Raw genomic sequence first — 17,856 nt, forward strand, 5'->3', positions numbered from 1 at the left:
ATGCCCCGGCGCAAGGACGCGAAAACCATCCTCGTGGTCGACGATGAGCCCCAGGTCCTGGCGGCCATGGAAGACCTGCTGGAGGATGACTTTCGCGTCCTGCTGCAGACGTCGCCCCAAGCGGCGCTGAAATTGCTGGAGCATGAGTCCAGCCTGTCGGTGATCATTTCCGATCAGCGCATGCCCGGCCTGAACGGGCATGAGTTCCTGGGCATCGCCAGCCGCCTGTCCGACGCGCCCCGCATCCTCTTCACGGGATATTCCGACTTGGATGCCGTGGTGGCGGCGGTGAACAAGGGCCAGATCTTCGGCTATATCACCAAGCCCTGGAATCCCGAGGAACTGCGCCAGGTGGTGGACAAGGCGGTGGCCCATTGCGAGCTGCACCGCGCCCTGCTGGAGGAGCAGCGGCTGCTCCACCACCTGATGGACAGCGTGCCAGAGGCTATCTTCTTCAAGGACAGTTCCCACCGCTTCCAGCGCGTCAACGCGGTGGCCGCCCGTGAACTGGGTCTGGACAGTCCGGCCGCCGCCCTGGGCAAGCGGGTGGGGGATTTCCTGGACGCCGACCGGGCTGAGGCCGTCGAGGCGCAGGAGCGCCGTGTGCTGGAAACCGGGCTGCCGGTGATGGATCTGGTGGCACGGCTGGGCGAGCGTTGGGTGTCCGCCACGGTGGCGCCGGTGTTGGATGAACAGGGCGCCGGTGCTGGCCTGGTGGGCATCTCCCGCGACGTCACGGAGCGCATGCGTCTGGAAGAACGCATCGCCCGCCTGACCCGCGCCCACGCGATGCTGAGCGGCATCAATGGCCTGATCGTCCGCGTGCAGGATCAGCAACAGCTGTTCGTCGACGCCTGCCGCATCGCCACGGGCCAAGGGGAGTTCCGTCAGGCCTGGATCGGCCTGCTGGAAGATGGACTGGTCATGCCCGTGGCGGCCGACGGCGCCACCCTGGACACCTTGTCGCCGGTGCGGGTGGACGGGGGCCCGTCCAGCGGTGCCGGTCCGCTGGATCATATCGTCGTGTCCGCCTTGCAGGATAGGGTGCCGGTGGCGGCGGTGGAGGATGCGGATGGGCTGACCACGCTGGTGCTGCCCCTGGTGGTGGAGCGCGCGCCGGTGGGCGTCATGGCGCTGTCGGCCCTGGAAAACAACCGTTTCGACGCGCAGGAGGTGGCTCTGTTGCGCGAGATGGCGGGCAACATCTCCTTCGCGCTGGATCACCTGCTCAAGGCCCAGCGTTTGGATTATCTGGCGCTTTACGACGGCCTCACCGGCCTGGCCAACCGCCGGCTGTTCGCCGACCGCCTGGCCCAGCAGATCGCGCGGGCCGGGGCCAAGGGGCGGCTGATGGCCGTGATCCTGGTGGACCTGGAACGTTTCCGTAGCGTCAACGACAGCCTGGGTCTGGACATCGGCGATGAGGTGCTGCGTGAATCCGCCCGTCGCCTGTCCGCCGCCGCGGCCCATGCCGACACGCTGGGCCGCGTCGGGGCCGACTGCTTCGGCCTGATGGTGCCGGAGGTCAAGGGGGCCGCCGACGTGGCGCATCTGGTGCGGGAGCGCATCCTGCCCTGCTTTGAGACCCTGTTCGCGGCCGGCGGCGAACAGCTGCGCCTGTCCGTCCGGGTGGGCGCCGCCCTGTTCCCCGACGACGCGGCGGATGGCGAAACCTTGTTCGCCCACGCCGAGATGGCGTTGAAGAAGGCCAAGGACACGCGCGAGCGCCTGTTGTTCTACGCCGCCGGAATGAACAAGCGCCTGGCCCAGGCCGTGCGCCGGGAAACCCGGCTGCGCACGGCGCTGGAGAACCGGCAGTTCGTCCTGCACTACCAGCCCAAGATAGACCTGCGCGACGGGCGGATCACCGGGCTGGAAGCCCTGATCCGCTGGAACGAGCCCGGCGGCGGCCTGGTCGGTCCCAGCGAGTTCGTCCCGCTGGTGGAGGATCTGGGCCTGATCCACGACGTGGGCGCCTGGGTCATGAGCCAGGCGGTGACGGACTTCCAATGCTGGCGGGCCCAGGGCCTGAATCCGCCGCGCATCGCCGTCAACGTCTCGGCCTTGCAGCTGGAGCGGGAGGATTTCGTGGACGCCATGGCGGCGCGGCTGGGCCAGGACGAGGCGGCCCGCGCCTGCCTGGATCTGGAGATCACGGAAAGCGTGCTGATGCGCGACATCCAGGCCTATGTCCCCAAGATCGCCGCCCTGCGTGAGATGGGCCTGCAGGTCTATATCGACGATTTCGGCACCGGCTACTCCTCCCTGGCCTATATCGCCCGCCTGCCGCTAACCGCGCTGAAGATCGACAAGGCCTTCGTCGCCAGCATCGACAACAGTTCGGAGGACACCACCATCGTCTCCACCATCATCCAGCTGGCTCACAGCCTGGGGCTGAAGGTGGTGGCCGAAGGGGTGGAGACGGTGGGGCAAGCCAAGCTGTTGCGCCTGCTGCGCTGTGATGAGGCGCAAGGCTATCTGATCAGCCGCCCGGTGCCGATGATGGAGATCGAGGCCCTGCTGGCCCATCCACCCAAGGGCGTCATCTGACCGCCGCGGCGGCGCGGAAGGCGCCAGGGGCCGTGCCCGTCCATTTGCGGAAGGCGCGGTGGAAGGCGCTGGCCTCGGCGAAGCCCAGGCGGGCGGCGAGGTCGGGGATGGCCTCCCGCCCCTGGGCCAGGGAGGCCTCCGCCGCGCGGCGGCGCAGTTCATCCTTGATCGCCTGGAAGGGGCGGCCCTCCAGCCGCAGGCCCCGCCGCAGGGTGGCGGGGGAGCAGCGCAGGGTACGGGCGACGGCCTCGAAATCCGGCCAGGCGGTCGGCGGCTGGCGGTCCAGCAGGTGCGCCACGCGGCGGGCATAGCTGTCGGGGTTACGGTAGCGAACCAGGAAGTTCTCCGGCGCGCGGGTCAGGAAGGCGACGGCGGTGCGGGCGTCCTGCGCCACCGGCAGGGCCAGCAGGGCCGCATCGAACCACAGCCGCGCCGCGTCCTGGCCGAAGCGCAGGCTGGAGCTGTAGAGCACGCGGTATTCCTCCGCATGCGGCGGGATGGCATGGGCGAAGTCGGCGGCGTCGATGGGGATGCGCCGGCGCACCAGCCAGCAGGCCAAGCCGTGCAGGTAGGTCATCAGCGTTTCCTGCGCGAAGGGTGGCAGGGCCGGAGGGGGACGCAGCCCCGGCGGCACGGCGCGGATTTCCAGGCAGGCCTGCCGGCCCTGGCGCCGCACGGCCACCTGGATGCCGTCGAACACGCTGTTGTACCCACGGCAGGCCAGGTCCAGGGCACGGCCCAGGTCGCGTCCGCCCAGCGCCAGCAGGCAGATGACGGCGAAGGTGCCGACCTTCATGCGCCGGGTGTCCATACCGTAGAACTCGTCATCCATAACCTGGGCCAGCAGGCGCAGCAGGGTGCCGTATGTCGCCACCGGCACGCGGGCGCCGGGCGGGAAGGCGGTCAGCCCGGCCTTGCGCCGCAGGGCCCCGGGGTCGAGGCCCGCCGCCACCGCGCGATCCAGCGCCGCCGCCACGAAATAGGGTGACACGCTGTTCTTGTCCGACAGGATCTTTTCCATGGGTGTCAGCCGCGCGCCTGATTGACAAAAACGATCACGAAATTTGATCCGCTTGGTCATTTCAGATTGGATCGATCATGTCTATCGTGGCTGTCGCTGGCAAGCCGGCCCATAATCAGGAGGAAACGCGGCCCATGCTGATCACCGAAGAACAGGCCATGATCCGCGACATGGCCCGCGCCTTCGCCCGTGAGCGCCTGGCGCCAGGGGCGGCGGAGCGCGACCGGACCAGCCGCTTCCCGGCGGAAGAGCTGCGGGAGATGGGCGGGCTGGGCCTTCTGGGCATGCTGGTGCCCGAGGAGTGGGGCGGGGCCGGCACCGATGTCATCTCCTACGTTCTGGCGATAGAGGAGATCGCGGCCGGCGACGGCGCCATCTCCACCATCATGAGCGTGCACAACTCCGTCGGCTGCGCCCCCATCCTGAAGTTCGGGGCCGAGGCGCAGAAGGAACGCTATCTGCGCGCCATGGCGACGGGCCAGATGCTGGGCGCCTTCTGTCTGACGGAACCGCAGGCGGGGTCCGACGCGTCGGCCCTGAAGACCCGGGCGGTGCGCGACGGCGATCATTACGTCATCAGCGGCGCCAAACAGTTCATCACCAATGGCCGGCACGCGGGCGTGGCCCTGGTGTTCGCCGTCACCGACCCCGTGGCTGGCAAGAAGGGCATCTCCGCCTTCCTGGTGCCGACCGACACGCCCGGCTACACGGTCGCCCGGCTGGAACACAAGCTGGGCCAGCGCTGCTCCGACACCGCCCAGATCGTGCTGGACAATGTGCGGGTGCCGGCCGACGCCGTGCTGGGCGAACCGGGCCAGGGCTACCGCATCGCCCTGGCCAACCTGGAGGGCGGTCGCATCGGCATCGCCGCCCAATCCGTCGGCATGGCCCAGGCGGCGTTCGAGGCGGCTCGTGACTATGCGCGCCAGCGCACCAGCATGGGTGTGGCCATCATTGAGCACCAGGCCGTGGCCTTCCGCCTGGCGGACATGGCCACGCGTATCGAGGCGGCGCGCCAGTTGGTGTTGCATGCTGCCGCCCTGCGTCAGGCGGGCCTGCCCTGCCTGAAAGAGGCGTCGATGGCCAAGCTGTTCGCGTCCGAGATGGCGGAACGGGTCTGTTCCGACGCCATCCAGACCTTCGGCGGCTATGGTTACGTCGATGATTTCCCGGTGGAACGCATCTATCGCGATGTGCGCGTCTGCCAGATTTACGAGGGCACCAGCGACATCCAGAAGCTGGTGATTTCCCGCAACCTGTGAGGACTTGGGCGATGAAGATACTGGTCGCGGTCAAGCGGGTCGTTGACTACAACGTGAAGGTCCGGGTCAAGGCGGACGGCACGGGTGTGGAGACGGCCAACGTCAAGATGTCGATGAACCCGTTCGACGAGATCGCGGTTGAGGAGGCTGTGCGCCTGAAAGAGGCGGGCAAGGCGACCGAGATCGTGGTGGTGAGCGTGGGGCCAACCCAGGCGCAAGAGACGCTGCGCACGGCGCTGGCCATGGGTGCCGATCGGGCCATCCTGGTGCAGCACGATGGCGAGACGCAGTCGCTGGGTGTCGCCAAGGCGCTGAAGGCGCTGGCGGAGAAGGAACAGCCCGGCCTGGTCATCCTGGGCAAGCAGGCGATCGACGACGACGCCAACCAGACCGGCCAGATGCTGGCCGCACTCTTGGGCTGGGCCCAGGGCACCTTCGCCAGCAAGGTGGTGCCGGCCGAGGGCACGGTCGCCGTGACGCGCGAGATCGACGGCGGGCTGGAGACGGTGGAGTTGAAGCTGCCGGCGGTGGTGACCACCGACCTGCGCCTGAACGAGCCGCGCTACGCCTCGCTGCCCAACATCATGAAGGCGAAGAAGAAGCCGCTGGAGGTGGTGGACGCCGTCGGCCTGGGTGTGGACCTGACGCCGCGGCTGAAGACGCTGAAGGTGGTGGAACCGGCCAAGCGCGCCGGCGGCATCAAGGTGGGCTCCGTCGAGGAGCTGGTGGCCAAGCTGAAGACCGAAGCGCGGGTGATCTGACCATGACGACCATACTTGTTATCGCGGAACCCTCCGCTGAAGGTGTGAAGGCGCCGACGCTGACCACCCTGGGTGCCGCCGCCAAGCTGGGCGGCGCCGTGCATGTGCTGGTGCTGGGCCAGGGCGTGGCCGGTGTCGCCGACGCCACGGCCAAGATCGCCGGCGTCGCCAAGGTGCTGGTGGCCGACGCCGCCGAGCTCGCCCACGGCCTGGCGGAGAACGTGGCCCCGCTAGTGGTCGGCCTCGTGAAGTCCGGCGGCTACAGCCACGTGCTGGCCCCCTCCACCACCTTCGGCAAGAACGTGGCGCCGCGCGTGGCCGCCTTGCTGGACGTGGCGCAGATCAGCGACATCACCGGCGTGGAAAGCCCCGACACCTTCACCCGGCCGATCTACGCCGGCAACGCCATCGCCACCGTGCAGTCGCTGGACCCGGTGAAGGTGGCGACGGTGCGTGGCACGGCGTTCGAGGCCGTTCAGGCCACCGGCGGCAGCGCGGCCGTCGAGGCTGTGTCCGGCGCGGCGGATGCCGGCCTGTCCACCTTCGTGGGCAATGAGGTGTCGAAGTCCGAACGGCCGGAACTGACGTCGGCCCGGGTGATCGTCTCGGGCGGGCGCGGCATGCAGTCGGGTGACAATTTCCACCTGCTGGAGGCCCTGGCCGACAAGCTGGGTGCGGCGGTGGGGGCATCCCGCGCCGCCGTGGACGCGGGCTTCGTGCCCAACGACTATCAGGTCGGGCAGACGGGCAAGATCGTGGCGCCGGAACTGTACATCGCCGTCGGCATCTCGGGCGCCATCCAGCATCTGGCCGGCATGAAGGACAGCAAGGTCATCGTCGCCATCAACAAGGACGAAGAGGCGCCGATCTTCCAGATCGCCGACTATGGCCTGGTGGCCGACCTGTTCAAGGCCGTGCCGGAACTGACCGGCCAGGTCTGACGCCGCTCAAGGTTCCATAACACCGTGAACTGGCCGGGCCTCCGAGAGGGCGCCCGGCCAGTTTTTATATTCGAAGATCTTTTGAGATCTTTTTCCCAAGTTTAAGATGTTTCATTATATTCTGCCGTATTTCCCAATTTTCAGAACCGTATGGGGGCATCTGGGACAAAGTGATCAAATTTTCACCTGCAGGGCCTGGTCGCCAGGTCGTTTTGTGTATTGCCTTCATTATTATCTGATTTGAAATGACAAAGGCCTTTAGTTGAGATCCTACTTCAGAGAACGCAACATTTCGCGCTTTTATTGTGTCAGCCTCTGGAGTGTCCTCCTCCTCGTGTCCATGGTGATCATAGTTTTCGTATCTCGCCAATGCGACCGCCGCAGATTCGCGAAGACTTATTATTTTTATTAAAGGCTGACTAATGAAATTGGTGACAAACCAAGCAACTACGCCACCCAGAAATCCCCACAGGAGCGCGCTCATATTCCACCTTAATTAGTGAGGTTGCGTTGATACATTGTGCCCCGCCGCCGTCAGCAGCGACAGCGCACGGTCCCGGTTCTCCGCCTTCACCATCAGGTGGTCGGTATTAAAGGTTGAGGTTACGAAGACGCCGATGCCATCCTCTGACAGGGGCCGTATGACCGACAGTAGGATGCCCGCCTGATCGAAGGCGAAGGGGCCGACGAATTTCAGGCACATCCAGTCGTGGTCGGACTTCACGCCGGCTGGCACCCGTTCCTGCGGGCAGATCAGCGTCAATTCCTCGTCATTCCGCGCCAGGGCAGTGAAGCCCTCGCCATCCCACCAACTGGGGATGGGGGCGTCGGGCGGCAACTGGGCGATGGCATAGCGGCCGTTCAGGGGTCGCAGTGTGATGGCCATGGGATGCTTTCCATACAATATGATGTCATGCCGACGATGGGGGCATCCTACTGGAAAGTTTCCTATTGCGCGTGGTGAAGGTCGCGGTGGCCAAAGCCTGACCGCCGCGACCTTGGTCCTTATTCCACCGCGTCCACCGGCGTGGCCGCCAGCACCAGTGGCGGCTCGGCCAGCAGGTCGCCCAGCGCCGCGCGGAAGGCGGTGTAGTGGGGGCTGGCGCGGTGGGCGTCGATCGCCGCCTGGTCGGCGTACAGCTCGAACAGGTGGAAGCGGACGGGGCTGTCCGTGCCCCGGAACAAATCATAGCGCAGGTTGCCGGGCTCCGCCCGCGACGGGCCGGTCAGGCCGCGCAACAATTCCCCCACCTTGTCCACGGCCTCAGCCTTCGGGGTGATGGTGGCGAACAGGGAAATGCTCATGTTGTTTTCTCCTCAAACGTCGCTGCTATAGCGCTGCAGCCAGTGGGCATAGGGGGCGGGCAGCACCCAGGACGGACGCTCCACGCCCAGCTTCAAGGCGGCGGCATAGGGCCAATGCGGGTTGGCCAGGTGATTGCGGCCGACCAGCACCTGGTCCAGCTGCTCATCCCGCACAACGCGGTCCGCGACTTCCGGGTTGGCGAAGCCCCAGGCGGAGGACACCGGGATACCGGCTTCCTTGCGCACGCGGGCGGCGACCGGTGCCAGGAAGGCAGGACCCCATGGCACGTTGCCCTTGGGGGTGGAGAAGCCGACGCTGACGCTCAGCAGATCCAGGCCCTCTTGACGGAAACGGCGCACAAGGTCGATGGACTCCGCCAGCGTCTCCTCATCCCGGCCATCATATTCGATGACGCCGAAGCGGGCGGTCAGGGGCAGATGCGCCGGCCACACTTCCCGCACGGCCGCCAGCGTTTCCACCAGGAAGCGGCCACGGTTCCCGGCACTGCCGCCGTACTGGTCGGTGCGCTGGTTGGCGTCGCGGTTGAAGAAGCTCTGCGCCAGATAGCCGTGGGCGAAGTGCAGTTCCAGCCATTCGAAGCCGGCGTCCAGGGCGCGCTTGGCGGTGGCCACGAAGTCGGCGCGGATCCGGGCGATGTCGTCCAGGGTCATGGCCCTGGGCACCTTGGGCAGGTTGCCGCCGAAGGCGATGGCCGAGGGGGCGATGGTGTCCCAGCCACGCGGATCGCCCTCGGCGATGTGGTCATCGCCTTCCCAGGGGCGGTTGGCGCTGGCCTTGCGGCCGGCGTGGGCGATCTGGATGCCGGGCACGGCGCCCGCCGCCTTGATGGCGCGGACGATCGGGACGAAGGCCTGGGTCTGCGCGTCGTTCCACAGGCCGGTGCAGGCCGGGGTGATGCGGCCTTCCGGCGCCACGGCGGTGGCTTCCACCACCACCAGGCCGGCGCCGCCCCGGGCCAGGCCGGCGTAGTGGCTGAGGTGCCAGTCGTTGGCCAGGCCGTCGGTGGCGCTGTACTGGCACATCGGCGGCACGCCGATGCGGTTGCGTAAGGTCACGTCCTTGATCTTCAAGGGATCGAACAAGGTGGGCATGAAAAACTCCGGATCGTCGGGGCGTGGGGTCAGTGGGACAGCGCGGCCAGCAACAACTCGGCCGTCTTTTCGGAAGACGCCGGGTTCTGGCCGGTGATCAGCAGGCCGTCCCGCACGGCGTAAGGCTGCCAATCTCCAATCTTGGAATAGAGGCCGCCATTGGCCTTCAGCATGTCCTCCACCAGGAAGGGCACCACCTGGGTCAGGCCCACGGCCTCCTCCTCGGTGTTGGTGAAACCGGTGACGGATTTGCCCTTCACCAGGGGGCCGCCATCCGCCGCCTTCACATGGCGCAGGACGCCGGGGGCATGACAGACCAGGGCGACCGGCTTGCCGGCCGCCAGGGTGGCTTCGATCAGGCGGATGGAATGCTGATCCTCCGCCAGGTCCCACAGCGGGCCGTGGCCGCCGGGATAGAAGACGGCGTCGAAGCCCTCATGGCCGATATCGGCCAGCACACGCGTATGGGCCAGGGCGTCCTTCGCGCTGGCGTCCGCCTCGAACCGGCGGGTGGTGTCCGTCTGGAAAGCGGGATCGTTGCTCTTGGGGTCCAGCGGCGGCTGGCCGCCCTTGGGGGAGGCCAGTGTGACCTCGGCCCCGGCATCCGTGAAGGCGTAGTAGGGGGCGGCCAGTTCCTCCAGCCAGAAGCCGGTCTTGGCGCCGGTGTCGCCCAATTGGTCGTGAGAGGTCAGCACCATCAGGATTTTCATGACTCGGTTTCCTTACAGGGTTCACAAGATTGAAATAGACCAGTCGTCTAGTCGTTTGGTCGTGTAAACGGGTGGGGGCGTCGGGGACGACGGCGCCCATCCGGGGCGTGGGTCAGGGGTGGGTGTCGAGATGCAGCATGGCCCGGGTGGCACGCATCGCGGCCTCCAGCGGGGTGGCGCTGCGGGAAATCTTGGCCATCAGGCTGGCGCCCAGCCAAGTCTGGTACAGGGTCTCCGCCGTGGGGCAAGCGGCACCGGGGAGGTCCAGGGAACCGTCGGCGACGCCATCCTCCAGCGCCTGGCCCAGGCGCACGATGATGGCCTTGGTGCCACGTTCCAGCACGGCGCGCATCGCCTCCGAAAGATCCGCGACCTCGGCGCCCAACTTCACCGCCAGGCATTTGCCCTCGGTGTCGCTATCACCCTGGGTATCGATCCAGTTTTGCCAGTAGGCCAGCAGGCGGTCGGCCACCGGCCTGTCGGGGGCGGACAATTGCCGGTCCAGGTTGGTCAGGTAGGTATCGAAATAGCTTTCCAGAAGCGCCTTGCCGAAGGAATCCTTGGACTCGAAGTAATGGTAGAACGACCCCTTGGGCACGCTGGCCGCACTCAGGATCTCGTTCAGCCCGACGGCGGAAAATCCCTTGCCGCCGATGATGCGTTGGGCGGTGTCGAGGATGTGCTGCCGAACGTCTGTGGGACGGGTATCGGCAAGCCGGGTGTCGGGGGCATGGGGCTTGGTCGTCATGGGCCGGATATAAGCACGATTAGACCGGTCGTCTAGTGACGGTTGTCACCGGGGGGAGGGTTTTTTCGCGGTGGTTCCCAGCCGCGCCAACCCTCAGCCCACCTCCACCACGATCTTGCCCACCGCCTGGCGGGCGCCCAGGGCCTTCAGCCCCTCCGGCGCGCGCTCGAACGGCAGGCGCAGGCCGATATGGGGACGGATGGTGCCATCGGCCAGCCAGCCCATGATCTCGTCATTGTAGGCGCGGCGGAGCGCGGGATCGCGGCGTGAGAACTCGCCATAGAATACGCCCAGGATGGCGGCGTTCTTCAGCAGGGTCAGGTTCAGGGGCAGCTTGGGGATGCCGGCGGTGAACCCCACCACCAGATAGCGGCCCTGCCAGCCCAGCGCGCGAAAGGCCGGTTCGGCGTAGGCGCCGCCCATGGGGTCGTAGATCACGTCAGCCTCACCCCGGGGGGAGACGGCCTGGCAGGCGGCCCGGATGTCGCCCGTCAAGGCCTTGGCCGCCGCGGGGTCGTCCAGGCTGGTCGAATAGACCAGCACGGCGTCGGCGCCGTTCTTCTTGGCGATGGCGGCCTTGTCGGCGGAGGACGCGGTGGCCACGACATGGGCGCCCATGGCCTTGCCCAACTGCACCGCCGCCAGGCCCACGCCCCCGGCCGCCCCCAATACCACCAGGGTTTCGCCCGGCTGAAGTTTGGCGCGGTCGCGCAAGGCGTAATGGCTGGTGGCGAAGGTGATGCGCAGCGCGGCGCCGGCGGCGTCGTCCACGCCGTCGGGCAATTGGACGCAATCATCGGCCGCGGCCACCACCTGTTCCGACAGGCCGCCATGGGGCACCAGCGCGATGACGCGGTCGCCGACGGTGTAGCCCTCAACGTCGGCGCCCACGGCGACGACGACGCCCGCCACCTCCGATCCCGGGGCGAAGGGCCGGGGCGGCCGCGCCTGGTACAGGTCCTGGATCAGCAACAGGTCGGGATAGTTCAGGGCGGCGGCGGTGACCCTGACCAGCACCTGGCCGGGGCCCGCCACCGGCGGCGCCACGTCCGTGTCCAGCACCAGGGTGTCCGGTCCGCCCGTCTGATGGCTGCGCCAAGCCCGCATCGCTGTCCTCCCGTGACGGCATCTTCGTATCGCGCGCCAGAGTGGGGGAGGAAGGCGGGCGCGTCCATCCCCCGTTCATCCCCCCCGGGGCCATCCCCAATGCCATCATTCATATTGACCGGTCGCCGGCCCCTTCCCAGGATCGCGCCGTACAGGGCCGCCCGCAGTGCGCTGGTGGGCCTGGTTTTGAAAAAGGGAGTGTCCAGCCATGATCGGCCGCCTGAACCATGTCGGCATCGCCACCCCGTCGATCGAGGACGCCATCGCCGTCTATCGCGACCTCTTGGGCGCCACGGTGATTCGCGCGCCCTTTGATCTGCCGGCCCAGGGCGTGCGCGTCTGTTTCATCGACACGCCCAACAGCCAGATCGAGCTGATCGAGCCCCTGGGCGAGGCCTCCCCCATCCACGCCTTCCTGAAGAAGTTCCCGCAGGGGGGCCAGCACCACGTCTGTTTCGAGGTGCCGGACATCCATGCCGCCGCCGCCGACATGGCCGCCAAGGGCGCCACCGTGCTCGGGCAGCCGCGCATCGGCGCCCACGGCACGCCCGTCATCTTCGTCCATCCCAAGAGCATGGGCGGCGTGCTGGTGGAACTGATGGAGACGCCGAAGGATCCACACTGACCCGGGGCGGTGGAGCGGGGCGTCAATCCCCGTTCGAGGGTCGCCGTGACGCGGTTGGGTGGGGCAGGCCGCCCTCCAGCCCCAGCAGGTATTCCTTCGCCGCCAGCCCGCCGGCGAAGCCGGTGAGGGAGCCGTTGCCTCCCACCACGCGGTGGCAGGGGGCGATGATGGAGATAGGGTTGCGCCCGTTGGCCGCCCCCACGGCGCGCGCCGCCGTGGGCCTGCCGATCTGGTGGGCGATGTCGGAATAGCTGCGCACCGCCCCATAGGGGATGGTCAGCAGCGCCCGCCACACCTGCTTCTGGAAATCGGTGCCGATGAAGGCCAGGGGCACGGTGAAGGTTTGCAACGCCCCCCGGAAATAGGCGGCCAACTGCCACTCCGTTTCCACCAGCACCGGATGGTCGACGGCGGCGGTCAGCGGTGGCAGCTTGACCCGGCCCGGCCGCTCATTCTCCCACAGGATGGCTGCCAGACCTTCGGCACTGGCCACCAGGGTCAGCCGGCCAACGGGGGAGGGCAGATGCTTGAACGCATAGGTCGTGTCGCGGGACATGGGTGGGCTTCCTTCCCCTGGGGCCGGGGGGCTCAGACATGGGGAAGGTGGCAAATCGCCCGGCCCCCCGGCAACGGCGAAAATAGCCCGGGTCCAAGCTGGGGTCAGGCTGGGCTCTCAGGTCCGCCGACGCCCCGGGGACGCGCTATATTTCAATAAATATAGCGCCATGGATGGAGAAGGCTGGCGTGCGGGCAAAAACACCCCTGGTTGAGTAATAGATGGTGCGAATGGCGCAACAAATTTTCTGAATTTAGTTAATGCGAACGGTTATCGGCTGCACTTTGTTCATTCACCGCCTGAGAAATTCGCCGCCAATACCTTGACGGGTCCAGCCGGTGTCTTATGATATTGAACCCGTCTACCGGCGGCTGCTTGCCCTGCGTGGACAGCCCCGGTGCGCCGACGGGACCGATTTTTCACGGGAGCGTGTGAGACATGGATCTCAGTCGTCGCGGCTTTATCAAGCTGACCGGCGCGGGACTGGCGGCTTCCAGCCTGGGTGCGTTGGGCTTCGGCCTGGCGGGCACGGCGCTGGCGGCCTCCGTCCGGCCGTTCAAGCTGACCGCCGCCACCGAAACCCGCAACACCTGCACCTATTGCTCGGTGGCCTGCGGCATCCTCATCTACAGCCAGGGCGACCGCGCCAAGAACGTGCGGTCATCGGTCATCCATATCGAGGGGGATCCGGATCACCCGGTGAACCGTGGCACGCTGTGCCCCAAGGGTGCCGGCCTGCTGGACATCGTGCGTGCCCCGGGCCGACTGACCGTGCCGAAGTACCGCGCCGCCGGCGCCACGGAATGGACGGAAGTCAGCTGGGACTTCGCGCTGGACCGCGTCGCCACGCTGATGAAGCAGGACCGCGACGCCAACTTCATCGCCAAGAACGTGGCGGGCACGACGGTGAACCGCTGGACCAGCACCGGCATGCTGGCGGCGTCGGCGGCCTCGAACGAGGCGGCCTATGTGACCTTCAAATGGGCCCGCTCGCTGGGCATGGTGACGTTCGACAACCAGGCGCGTGTCTGACACGGACCGACGGTGGCCAGTTTGGCCCCAACATTCGGTCGCGGTGCGATGACCAACACCTGGCAGGACATCAAGAACGCCAATGTCGTGCTGGTGATGGGCGGCAATGCCGCCGAGGCGCATCCCTGTGGTTTCAAATGGGTGATCGAGGCCAAGATCGAGAACAAGGCCAAGCTGGTCGTTGTCGATCCCCGCTTCACCCGCACGGCGTCCGTCGCCGACATCTATGCCCCCATCCGGCCGGGCACGGACATCGCTTTCCTCAGCGGCGTCATCCGCTATCTGCTGGAGAACGACGCCATCCAGCACGACTATGTGCGGGCGTACACCAACGCCAGCCTGATCGTGAAGGACGGCTTCGCCTTCGAGGACGGCCTGTTCAGCGGCTATAACGAGGAAAAGCGCAGCTACGACAAGTCCACTTGGGACTATGAGCTGGACGAGCAGGGCTACGCCAAGGTGGACGACACCTGGCAGCACCCGCGCTGTGTCATGAACCTGCTGAAAAAGCATATCGATCGGTACACGCCCGAGATGGTGTCCCGCATCTGCGGCACGCCCCAGGACAAGTACCTGGAGATCTGCAAGCTGATCGCCACCACGGCGGAACCGGCCAAGGCCCTGACCAGCCTGTTCGCGCTGGGCTGGACCCAGCATTCCATCGGGGCGCAGAACATCCGCACCATGGCGATGGTCCAGCTGCTGCTGGGCAACATCGGCGTGGCGGGCGGCGGCATGAACGCGCTGCGCGGTCATTCCAACATCCAGGGGCTGACCGACATCGGCCTGCTCTCGGCATCGCTGCCGGGCTACATGAACATGCCGAAGGATGGCGAGGTCACCTTCGACAAGTACATGGAAACTAAGCTGTTCAAGCCCCTGCGCCCGGGGCAGACCAGCTTCTGGCAGAACTACCGCAAGTTCTTCGTCAGCTTCCAGAAGGCCATGTTCGGTGCGGCCGCCAAGGCGGAGAACGACTGGGCCTACGACTGGCTGCCCAAGCTGGACGTGGACGGCTACGACATCCTGCGGGCTTTCGAGATGATGAACAACGGGCAGATGAACGGCTACATCTGCCAGGGCTTCAACCCCATGCAGGCCTTCCCCGACCGGGGCAAGATCCGCCGGGGCCTGTCGAAGCTGAAGTACCTCGTCGTCATGGACCCGCTGGATACGGAGACGGCCAACTTCTGGCAGGACTACGGCCCGCAGAACCCGTCGAAGCCGGAGGACATCCAGACGGAGGTGTTCCAGCTGCCCACCACCTGCTTCGCGGAGGAGAACGGCACGCTGGTCAACTCCGCCCGCTGGCTGCAGTGGCACTGGAAGGCGGCCGACGCGCCGGGGCAGGCCAAGACGGACCTGTGGATCATCGCCGGCCTCTACAACCGCATGAAGACGATGTACGCCCGGGAAGGCGGGGCCTTCCCCGACGCGCTGCTGAACCTCACCTGGAACTACGCCGATCCGCATGAGCCGGAGCCGGAGGAAGTGTCCAAGGAGATGAACGGCCGCGCGCTGGCGGATGTCGCCGACCCGGCCACCGGCGCCCCGCTGCTGAAGGCGGGGCAGCAACTGGACGCTTTCGCCCAGCTGCGCGACGACGGCACCACCATGTCCGGTTGCTGGATCTTCGCCGGCAGCTTCACCGACAAGGGCAACATGACGGCCCGGCGCGACGCCTCGGACCCCAGGGAGGCGGGCATCGCCCCCAACTGGGCCTGGGCCTGGCCGGCCAACCGCCGCATCCTCTACAACCGTGCCAGCGCCAACCCGGAGGGCAAGGCCTGGAACCCGGGAAAGCCGGTCATCGAGTGGAACGGCAGCAAATGGGTGGGCGTGGACGTGCCGGATTACGGCCCGACGGTGAAGCCGTCGGATGGTGTCGGGCCGTTCATCATGAACGCCGAGGGTGTCGGGCGCCTGTTCGCCCGCACGATGATGAACGAGGGGCCGTTCCCCGAGCATTACGAGCCCTTCGAATCCCCGTCGGAGAATGTGCTGCACCCCAAGGTGAAGTCCAACCCGGCGGCCCGTGTCTTCGCCAGCGACCGGGCGCAGATGGGGGTGTCCAGCGACTTCCCCTATGTCGGCACCACCTATCGCCTGACCGAGCACTTCCACTACTGGACCAAGCATGCCCTGATCAACGCCATCCTCCAGCCGGAGGAGTTCGTTGAGATCGGCGAGGTTCTGGCCAAGGAGAAGGGCATCGAGCAGGGCGCCTGGGTCAAGGTGTCGTCCAAGCGCGGCCAGGTGATCTGCAAGGCCTTCGTGACCAAGCGCATCAAGCCGCTGATGGTGGACGGCAAGCCCACCCACGTCATCGGCTGCCCCATCCACTGGGGCTTCACCGGCGTGGCGCGCAAGGGCTACGGCGCCAACACGCTGACGCCCTCCGTCGGGGATGCCAACACCAACACGCCGGAGTTCAAGGCCTTCCTGCTGAACATCGAGAAGACCAGCCCGCCCCCGGCCATCGACGTGGCCCAGGGGCCCCGGAATGGTCCTCAGAAAAAAGGGGGGAGCCTGTGATGGCCGACCTTCAATCCCAAGACTACATCCGCCGGTCGGCCACCAACCTGACGCCGCCTTCGGTGCGCCACCATGAGCTTGAGGTGGCCAAGCTGATCGACGTCAGCCGCTGCATCGGCTGCAAGGCCTGCCAATCCGCCTGCATGGAATGGAACAACCTGCGGCCGGAGATGGAGGAGTTCCACGGCGCCTATGAGAACCCGCACGACCTCAACCCCGGCACCTGGACCCTGATGCGGTTCGCCGAGTATGAGGACGAGCAGGGGAACCTGGAGTGGCTGATCCGCAAGGACGGCTGCATGCATTGCGAGGATCCGGGCTGCCTCAAGGCCTGCCCGGCCCCCGGCGCCATCGTCCAGTACGCCAACGGCATCGTCGACTTCATCAGCGAGAACTGCATCGGCTGCGGCTATTGCGTGAAGGGCTGCCCCTTCGACGTCCCGCGCATCAGCCCGACGGACCACAAGTCGTACAAGTGCACCCTGTGTTCCGACCGGGTGGGCGTGGGGCTGGAGCCGGCCTGCGTGAAGACCTGCCCCACCGGCGCCATCATGTTCGGCTCCAAGGACGACATGAAGGACTGGGCGGGCGAGCGTATCGCCGAGCTGAAGGAACGCGGCTTCGCCAACGCCGGCCTGTATGACCCCAAGGATGTGGGCGGCACGCACGTCATGTATGTGCTGCACCATGCCGACAAGCCGTCGCTCTATTCCGGCTTGCCCGACAAGCCCCACATCAGCGCGCTGGTGGGGGCGTGGAAGGGCTTCCTGAAGCCGGTGGCGCTGGCGGGCCTGGCCTTCGCCGCCATCGGCGCCTTCGTCCATTCCGTCGTCGCCGGTCCCAATGAGACGACGGAGGAAGATGAGGCGGCGGCGCGGCGGGAGCTCTCCGGCAAGGGAAAGGACGCGCCATGAGCTATCCCAAGGGAACCATCGTCCGCAACGCCACCGTCACCCGCCTGAACCACTGGTTCACCGGCCTCTGCTTCGTGCTGCTGACCCTGTCGGGCCTGGCCCTGTTCCACCCCGTCTTCTTCTGGCTGTCGACCCTGTTCGGCAGCGGGCAGTGGATGCGGGCGGTCCATCCCTGGCTGGGCGTCTGCCTGGTGGTTAGTTTCGCCGGGCTGTTCGTCCAGTTCTGGCGGGACAATCTGTGGAACCGGGACGACACCGCCTGGGCCAAAAAGCTGGACAAGGTGCTGGACAACCGGGAGGAGGAGGTGCCGCCCGTCGGCCGCTTCAACGCCGGCCAGAAGGTGGTGTTCTGGGGGATGGTGCTCATCATCCCCGTGCTGTTCGTCACCGGCCTGCTGATCTGGGAGGTGTATTTCGGCGACGCGACCTCCATCGAGACGCAGCGCGTCGCCGTGCTGGTCCACAGCATGGCGGCCATCGGCGCCATCCTGATCTGGATCGCGCATGTCTATGCCGCGCTGTGGGTGAAGGGTTCCATGCGGGCCATGCTGCATGGCTGGGTCACGCCCGGCTGGGCCTACCGGCACCACCGCAAGTGGTTCAAATCACTGGCCGCCAGCGGCTCCCCCGGCCCGACGCCGGACAGCACGGCCAAATTCCGCGAGCATTGAGCGGT

The 17,856-nt window shown here is 66.8% G+C and carries 18 protein-coding genes; 9 read left to right on the forward strand and 9 right to left on the reverse strand.

The genetic code is table 11. The features are described 5' to 3' along the window. Positions 1 to 2,550, forward strand: coding sequence for an EAL domain-containing response regulator (locus FHS74_RS07835; RefSeq protein ID WP_184799211.1), 2,550 nt, complete (start codon positions 1 to 3; stop codon positions 2,548 to 2,550). Here FHS74_RS07835 and FHS74_RS07840 read toward each other — a convergent pair. Further along, the gene (locus FHS74_RS07840; protein ID WP_184799212.1) at positions 2,543 to 3,571 is read right to left on the reverse strand and encodes an AraC family transcriptional regulator; all 1,029 of its coding nucleotides are present in this window, start codon (positions 3,569 to 3,571) and stop codon (positions 2,543 to 2,545) included. The two genes, FHS74_RS07835 and FHS74_RS07840, sit on opposite strands and share 8 nt — an antisense overlap. A 134-nt stretch (positions 3,572 to 3,705) precedes the next feature. Here FHS74_RS07840 and FHS74_RS07845 point away from each other — a divergent pair, with 134 nt between their 5' ends. Genes FHS74_RS07845 through FHS74_RS07855 form a run of 3 tightly spaced genes read left to right on the forward strand, consistent with a single transcriptional unit; the run spans position 3,706 to position 6,535 of the window. After that, on the forward strand, positions 3,706 to 4,833 hold the full coding sequence (locus tag FHS74_RS07845) for an acyl-CoA dehydrogenase family protein (RefSeq protein ID WP_184799214.1): 1,128 nt from the start codon (positions 3,706 to 3,708) through the stop codon (positions 4,831 to 4,833). 11 nt (positions 4,834 to 4,844) lie between these two features. Beyond that, positions 4,845 to 5,594, forward strand: a complete 750-nt coding sequence (locus tag FHS74_RS07850; RefSeq protein ID WP_184799216.1) for an electron transfer flavoprotein subunit beta/FixA family protein — start codon at positions 4,845 to 4,847, stop codon at positions 5,592 to 5,594. Positions 5,595 to 5,596: 2 nt separating this feature from the next. Then, complete coding sequence (locus FHS74_RS07855) at positions 5,597 to 6,535, forward strand: electron transfer flavoprotein subunit alpha/FixB family protein (RefSeq protein ID WP_184799218.1); 939 nt, start codon at positions 5,597 to 5,599, stop codon at positions 6,533 to 6,535. A gap of 64 nt (positions 6,536 to 6,599) precedes the next feature. Here FHS74_RS07855 and FHS74_RS07860 read toward each other — a convergent pair whose 3' ends face one another. From FHS74_RS07860 to FHS74_RS07890, 7 genes are all read right to left on the reverse strand, one after another. Continuing rightward, complete coding sequence (locus tag FHS74_RS07860) at positions 6,600 to 7,019, reverse strand: hypothetical protein (protein WP_184799220.1); 420 nt, start codon at positions 7,017 to 7,019, stop codon at positions 6,600 to 6,602. Between the two features lie 12 nt (positions 7,020 to 7,031). After that, the gene (locus tag FHS74_RS07865) at positions 7,032 to 7,421 is read right to left on the reverse strand and encodes an ACT domain-containing protein (protein ID WP_184799222.1); all 390 of its coding nucleotides are present in this window, start codon (positions 7,419 to 7,421) and stop codon (positions 7,032 to 7,034) included. Positions 7,422 to 7,540: 119 nt separating this feature from the next. Then, the gene (locus FHS74_RS07870; protein WP_184799224.1) at positions 7,541 to 7,840 is read right to left on the reverse strand and encodes a putative quinol monooxygenase; all 300 of its coding nucleotides are present in this window, start codon (positions 7,838 to 7,840) and stop codon (positions 7,541 to 7,543) included. A gap of 12 nt (positions 7,841 to 7,852) precedes the next feature. After that, on the reverse strand, positions 7,853 to 8,953 hold the full coding sequence (locus FHS74_RS07875) for an NADH:flavin oxidoreductase/NADH oxidase (protein WP_184799226.1): 1,101 nt from the start codon (positions 8,951 to 8,953) through the stop codon (positions 7,853 to 7,855). 29 nt (positions 8,954 to 8,982) lie between these two features. Next, positions 8,983 to 9,663, reverse strand: coding sequence for a type 1 glutamine amidotransferase domain-containing protein (locus FHS74_RS07880; RefSeq protein ID WP_184799228.1), 681 nt, complete (start codon positions 9,661 to 9,663; stop codon positions 8,983 to 8,985). Between the two features lie 112 nt (positions 9,664 to 9,775). Then, positions 9,776 to 10,411 (reverse strand): TetR/AcrR family transcriptional regulator, encoded by a 636-nt coding sequence (locus FHS74_RS07885; protein ID WP_184799230.1) that lies wholly within the window; start codon positions 10,409 to 10,411, stop codon positions 9,776 to 9,778. A gap of 93 nt (positions 10,412 to 10,504) precedes the next feature. After that, positions 10,505 to 11,518: an NADPH:quinone oxidoreductase family protein gene (locus tag FHS74_RS07890; RefSeq protein WP_184799231.1), complete on the reverse strand. Its 1,014-nt coding sequence runs from the start codon at positions 11,516 to 11,518 to the stop codon at positions 10,505 to 10,507. 208 nt (positions 11,519 to 11,726) lie between these two features. Here FHS74_RS07890 and mce point away from each other — a divergent pair, with 208 nt between their 5' ends. Further along, on the forward strand, positions 11,727 to 12,143 hold the full coding sequence (gene mce, locus FHS74_RS07895; protein ID WP_184799233.1) for a methylmalonyl-CoA epimerase: 417 nt from the start codon (positions 11,727 to 11,729) through the stop codon (positions 12,141 to 12,143). 22 nt (positions 12,144 to 12,165) lie between these two features. Here the strand turns inward: mce and FHS74_RS07900 are convergent, their stop codons facing one another. Beyond that, positions 12,166 to 12,699 (reverse strand): methylated-DNA--[protein]-cysteine S-methyltransferase, encoded by a 534-nt coding sequence (locus FHS74_RS07900; RefSeq protein WP_184799235.1) that lies wholly within the window; start codon positions 12,697 to 12,699, stop codon positions 12,166 to 12,168. Between the two features lie 438 nt (positions 12,700 to 13,137). Between FHS74_RS07900 and FHS74_RS31395 the strand changes: the two genes are divergently transcribed. From FHS74_RS31395 to FHS74_RS07915, 4 genes are read left to right on the forward strand one after another with little or no spacing between them, the layout of a single operon-like run. After that, positions 13,138 to 13,731: a hypothetical protein gene (locus FHS74_RS31395; protein WP_484549471.1), complete on the forward strand. Its 594-nt coding sequence runs from the start codon at positions 13,138 to 13,140 to the stop codon at positions 13,729 to 13,731. Between the two features lie 12 nt (positions 13,732 to 13,743). Next, positions 13,744 to 16,266, forward strand: coding sequence for a formate dehydrogenase-N subunit alpha (gene fdnG / locus FHS74_RS07905; protein WP_484549472.1), 2,523 nt, complete (start codon positions 13,744 to 13,746; stop codon positions 16,264 to 16,266). Continuing rightward, positions 16,266 to 17,180: a formate dehydrogenase subunit beta gene (gene fdxH, locus FHS74_RS07910; RefSeq protein WP_184799239.1), complete on the forward strand. Its 915-nt coding sequence runs from the start codon at positions 16,266 to 16,268 to the stop codon at positions 17,178 to 17,180. Before fdnG ends, fdxH begins: the two co-directional genes overlap by 1 nt. Beyond that, positions 17,177 to 17,851 (forward strand): formate dehydrogenase subunit gamma, encoded by a 675-nt coding sequence (locus FHS74_RS07915; RefSeq protein ID WP_184799241.1) that lies wholly within the window; start codon positions 17,177 to 17,179, stop codon positions 17,849 to 17,851. Before fdxH ends, FHS74_RS07915 begins: the two co-directional genes overlap by 4 nt. Positions 17,852 to 17,856: the final 5 nt, after the last annotated feature.

The organism is Nitrospirillum iridis, from assembly GCF_014205765.1.
Lineage (GTDB): Bacteria > Pseudomonadota > Alphaproteobacteria > Azospirillales > Azospirillaceae > Nitrospirillum > Nitrospirillum iridis.